The organism is Protofrankia sp. CiP1_Cm_nod4, from assembly GCF_982290645.1.
On record NZ_CEVIVC010000162.1, the window covers coordinates 1 to 1,281 of the forward strand.

At 75.5% G+C, this 1,281-nt stretch carries 2 protein-coding genes; both read left to right on the top strand.

Annotated elements, in window-relative coordinates; translation table 11 throughout:
- On the top strand, positions 1-294 hold a 294-nt coding region (locus AC5LSR_RS21025), incomplete at its 5' end, for a hypothetical protein (RefSeq protein ID WP_250285738.1).
- A 6-nt stretch (positions 295-300) separates the two neighbouring features.
- Entirely contained in the window at positions 301-1,233 is a 933-nt protein-coding gene (locus AC5LSR_RS21030; protein WP_493468879.1) for a hypothetical protein, read from the top strand.
- Positions 1,234-1,281 lie beyond the last annotated feature (48 nt).

Genomic DNA, 1,281 nt, shown 5'->3' on the forward strand with positions numbered 1-1,281 from the left:
ATCGACCAGGCTGCGGTCGCCGGCCGGCTCCGTGAGCTGCTTGACGGGGACGAGACCACCGCGTGGTTCCTCCGCACGGTCCTGGAGGACGCGCCGCGCTACCGGCCGCCCTACTTCCAGCCCCGTTACCTGTACCGGCAGACCGGTGGCGCGCTCGTCCTGCCGGGCGATCCCGGCCCGGTCGAGGCCAGCCGCTACGTCTGCCCGCGCGGCGACTACGCCTGGTACCGGCCCGAAGTCGGCGCCGCGATCCCGCAATGTCCCACCCATCAGGTCCATCTGGTGCGAGGCTGACACCCGATGCTGGGGGCGTTCTGGGACGCGGTCGGGGGGAAGCTCGCCGACCGTTGGGCCGCCGTCACCGCCCCCGCGCTGGTCTTCTGGCTGGCCGGGCTCGCCGCCTGGACCCGCCACCGCGGGGATCTGCACACGCTGAGTGAACAGACCGACTGGCTGGACCGGCAGTCCCCGGCCGTGCAGACCGCCGCCATCCTCACCGTCCTGCTCGCCGTGGCAGCCTCCGGCATCCTCGTCGCCCGCACCGCCACCCCGGTGCTGCGGCTGCTGGAGGGCTACTGGCCTGCCTGGGCCGGCCCGCTCCGCCGCCGGCTGGCCGGCTGGCTCGCGGCCCGCGCCGCCGCCGACCAGGACGCCTGGCAGGCCGCCTTCGCCCGCGTCCGCCCGCCGAACACCCCCACCACCGACGAGCTCGCCGCCTACACCCGGCTGGAACGCCGCCGCCGGCGCCGCCCGGCCGCGTCCGGCTACTTCCTGCCCACCCCGATCGGGAACATCCTGCGCGCCGCCGAACGCCGCCCGCTGGACAAGTACGGCCTGGACGCGATCATCCTGTGGCCGCGGCTGTGGCCGGCGCTGCCCGAGACCACCCGCGCCGACCTGCTCGCCGCCCGCGCCAGCCTGGACGCGGCGGTCACCACCGCGGTGTGGGGGCTGCTGTTCTGCGCGTTCACCCCGTTCACCTGGCTGGCGCTGCCCGTCGGGCTCGCCGTCGCCGTCGGCAGCGTGGTCCTGGTGGTCCCGGCCCGGGCGCAGACGTTCGGCGACCTGGTCGAGGCCGCCTACGACCAGCACCGCGTCCTGCTCTACACCCAGCTGCGCTGGCCGCTCCCGGCCAGCCCGGCCGCCGAACGCGCCGAGGGCGCCCGGCTGACCGCCTACCTGTGGCGGGGCTCCGACGACACTCACCCCACCTTCACCCCGCCCCCCGGCTAGAGCGCCGGTCAGGGAACCATACGTATCCCCCCTGAACGATGGCACGCG

Coding starts and splice junctions, on each gene's coding strand:
- AC5LSR_RS21030 (WP_493468879.1), top strand. CDS start 301: ATGCTGGGGGCGTTCTGGGACGCGGTCGGGGGGAAGCTCGCCGACCGT.